Origin of the sequence: Pseudomonas edaphica (assembly GCF_005863185.1) — a bacterium.
Taxonomy (GTDB): Bacteria; Pseudomonadota; Gammaproteobacteria; order Pseudomonadales; family Pseudomonadaceae; genus Aquipseudomonas; species Aquipseudomonas edaphica.
In genome coordinates this window covers 1-3,602 of record NZ_VBVZ01000620.1, presented here as the reverse complement: position 1 = coordinate 3,602, position 3,602 = coordinate 1, and the positions used below count along the sequence as shown (strand labels likewise).

Below are 3,602 nucleotides of genomic sequence, written 5' to 3'. Positions count from 1 at the left end.
CTGGAAAAGTCTGCCGGCATGGCGCGCACTGTAGAGTCAGCGGCGGCTTCCAGCCATTCGACCTGAATAGCTTCTACTGCACGCTTGGCGTGCCACCAGCGCTCGGCCACCACTGCCACGGCGCCAGGCAGTTGATGCACCGAGTGCACACCTTTCATGGCCTCAACTTGCGCCTGATTGCGCAGGCTGCCCACGGTCATGCCCAGGCGCGGCGCATGCTGCACGGCGGCGTGGAGCATGCCGTCGACCTTGAGGTCGATGCTGTATTGCGCCTTGCCGGTGGATTTGTCGTAGGCATCCAGGCGTTTGACCGGCTTGCCGATCCAGCGGAACTGGCTCGGATCGCGCAGGGTGATGGTGGACGGGTCAGGCACCGGCATGTCGAGGGCGCGGCTGGCGAGTTCACCGTAGCCCAGCGAGCGGCCCGAGGCGGCGTGTACCACGCGGCCGGGGGTGGTGGTCAGTTGTGCGACCGGCACGCCCAGTTGCTCGGCGCCGGCCTGCAACAGCATGGCGCGGGCGAGGGCGCCCAGGCGGCGCATTACCGGGTAACTCATGCGCACCGACATGCTGCCGCCGGTGATGCGCATGCCGTTTTCCATCACCACATAGGCATCGCCCGGTGGCGCGGCTTCGACGACAAACGTGGCAGGGTCGGCGTCCAGTTCTTCACCGACAATCTGCGCCATGGCGGTGTGGGTGCCTTGGCCGCCTTCCATAAAGGGGCTGAGCAGGCGCACCGTGCCGTCCGGGCGAATCTCCAGAAACGCCGGCACCTGCGTGCCGCGCTCCGCAGGGTTGGCGGTGGCCGCGAAGGCGCGGCCGCCACCCAGCGGCAGGCCGAAACCAATCACCAGCGCGCCCACGGCGGTGCTGGCCAGAAAGCGCCGGCGTGACAGGTTGACCGGGTCGCCCAGGGCCACATCAAGCAGTTCGTTGCGCGTATTCATCATGCGCGCTCCTTCTGCTGGGCCAAATCCTGCATCGCGGTGTGGATGGCGTTATAGGTGCCGCAGCGGCACAGGTTGACCATGGCGGCATCGATTTGCGCGACCGTCGGCGCGGGGGTGTGCTTGAGCAGCGCCGTGGCCGCCATCACCTGCCCGGACTGGCAATAACCGCATTGCGCCACCTGATGCTCGACCCAGGCGGCGACCACGTGCTTGCCCACCGCATCGTCCTCAATGGCCTCGATGGTCGTGACCTCGCGGCCGACCACACCCGCCACCGGGGTAACGCAGGAGCGCACCACATTACCGTCCACCAGCACCGAACAGGCGCCGCACTGGGCCAGGCCGCAACCGTACTTGGTGCCGGTCATGCCGAGGTCGTCGCGGATCACCCACAGCAGCGGCGTGTCGGCGTCGGCATCGACCTGGTAGGTCTTTTGGTTGATACGTAATTCCATGGCGGGTTCACCTGCTGATCATCGGTTGGTGGTGCTGAGCTCTTTTGAGCCCTTATAAGAAGAGTGGGACTTGTGGCCCATCGTTGCACTCTAGACCACGGCGCAAGGGCTATCTATCCGCCAGTCGATAAGTCGGAGGATCAGGCAAGTATTTCGCAGGAATGCACTACCGGCAGCTTGATCGTTCCCACGCTCCGCGTGGTAACGCATCCTGTGACGCTCTGCGTCACGGCGTCAGAAGCGGGACGCGGAGCGTCCAGGGCGGCATTCCTTTGCGGCGCGTGGGAACGATCCTATAGGCACTCCTTTGTGTGTAGGCAACCTCTGATCCGACCCGGCTCGCCGCACTTTTTTTGATTCTCCTGATCTATCCCTGTCACGACCCCACTCATTCAGAGTGTGGGCAGCAGAATCAGACCCGGTGCCGATGGATCGAACGTCACATACTTGTATCTCCCGCTGGCCGTTGTTTTTGGTTGTTCTTTTGGCACTGTTTACCAGTGGTTGCAGCCAGCAGCAGGGCCGCGACATCGCCAGCCAGTTCAGCAATGGCAGGCCCGATGAGTTCTTTCAGACCAGCGTTGACCGCATGGCAACCCTGAGCATGCGCGACAACTTGCAAAGCCTGTATCTGTTGATGAGCAAGCTCTACCTGCGCAACCCCAGCCAGTGGCGCCTATCCGGTTACCCGGATGCGGTGAGTGCCGCGCGGGAAATCCGCCAGGCCATCGAGCATCAGCAACCGCTGCCGGCCCTCGGCGAGCGGCGCGATCTCGCGGCCTTGAGTTACTCGTTAAGCCCCGACTTCAAAGGCGACCGGGTCGGTGCGTTTATCTACGCGATCGGCAGCATGCTGGTGACCGCCCACGGCGGCCGCACCCAGTTCTATATGACTGACTCGATCAACCCGCAGTTTGTCAGCAACGCCGCACGCAATATCGAAAAAGCCACCTGGCTGCTCAGTCAGCGCCAGGATGCCAACGGGGTGTTGCTGCTGTTTTCCAACGAGATATCGGAGGAGGGCAGTAACCTGAGCTTTGCGGTCGAGTTCGGCAAAGTGGTTGCGCGCCTGGACTTGCTCGCGCAGATGCTCGATGAACGCTACCGACGTGTGGCGCTCAACTACGCGCAGAGTTTGCTGCTGATGAATTTCTTGCCGGTGCAGTAATGTAGGTACGGTATTTCCCTTTCAGGTGTAGGAAGTGGCCTATCTTAAGTCCCCACGCTTGAAACACCCCTCGGTGGGCAATAGCCTCGGACTTTTCTCAACGGATGAGTGCCTACCTTGGGTAAGCGAAAAACGGTTTGGCCTACGGATCGCGAAGTTCGTCTGCGATTCATTCTCTTTGCGGTGATCGACGTGGCAAGCGCCCAGGGTGTTCCTGCCGAGGTGTTATTGAGTGCACATAAACTGCTGCGCGATTCGCCGGCGGAGTCTCAGTTACGTAAAGCCCTGGCTGACATCCTGGCCTGCGATGAAATGGCGGGGTTCAGTTTCCTCAGGGGGTCTGAGGCGGATGATTTTATGCGCACGATCGAACCGCTCACGGACGCGACTGATCACCAGGTTTTGCTCTCGGGTTAGATCGTTTATTTCCTTAAGTGAGGTCGCAAGGCTTTAATCGCATATCCATCCTGGCGTTTATGCGGTGCCAGTAGCGGCTTTAAACGTCTTTACAGCGATTTATCTGTTATCACGCCCGGTGTCGCTGTCCTGGTCACCCAAGCACGCTCCCGAACAGCCATTTGTGCTGCTCTGCCGTCGTCTTGCGCCGTCGCCCGGTGTCTCTAGAATCGGCGCCAGAACTTAGCCATTTCCTGTCGATTACGGAGTTTCGAACATGATGAACGCAATGCAGATGCCGATGAACACGTCCATGCCAATGATGCCGATGATGGGCATGCCGATGATGATGGCGACCATGAAGTGCGAAATGGCGGGCGACGCCATGATGTGCACCATGAAGCCGGCGGCCGGTATGGACATGGCGCAGTTCAAGACCAATGCCGACATGATGGCGATGATGATGAACTGCGGCATGCCGATGATGATGCAGTGCGCAAACATGTCGATGCTGTGCATGTCGGCCGATGCCATGAAGATGATGGCTGACATGAACATGCCGATGATGACCATGGGCATGTCGATGTCGATGATGAAATGCATGATGGAATGCAGCGTGATGGGCGACAG

General features: G+C 60.5%; 5 protein-coding genes. 2 read left to right on the top strand and 3 right to left on the bottom strand.

What is annotated here, in order from left to right; translation table 11 throughout:
* Nucleotides 1–950, bottom strand: a 950-nt coding sequence (locus FEM54_RS27745) for a molybdopterin cofactor-binding domain-containing protein (RefSeq protein WP_138453773.1), incomplete at its 3' end; no start/stop codon positions are given.
* On the bottom strand, nt 950–1,408 hold the full coding sequence (locus FEM54_RS27740) for a (2Fe-2S)-binding protein (protein ID WP_017137716.1): 459 nt from the start codon (nt 1,406–1,408) through the stop codon (nt 950–952). The genes FEM54_RS27740 and FEM54_RS27745, both read right to left, overlap by 1 nt.
* 427 nt (nt 1,409–1,835) lie before the next feature.
* On the opposite strand from FEM54_RS27740, the gene FEM54_RS27735 reads away from it, so the two are divergent.
* Nucleotides 1,836–2,576, top strand: a complete 741-nt coding sequence (locus FEM54_RS27735) for a hypothetical protein (RefSeq protein ID WP_138453772.1) — start codon at nt 1,836–1,838, stop codon at nt 2,574–2,576.
* Between the two features lie 117 nt (nt 2,577–2,693).
* Nucleotides 2,694–2,993: a hypothetical protein gene (locus FEM54_RS27730; RefSeq protein WP_138453771.1), complete on the top strand. Its 300-nt coding sequence runs from the start codon at nt 2,694–2,696 to the stop codon at nt 2,991–2,993.
* Nucleotides 2,994–3,233: 240 nt separating this feature from the next.
* Here the strand turns inward: FEM54_RS27730 and FEM54_RS34180 are convergent.
* The coding region (locus tag FEM54_RS34180) for a hypothetical protein (protein ID WP_171045919.1) at nt 3,234–3,602 on the bottom strand (369 nt) is incomplete at its 5' end.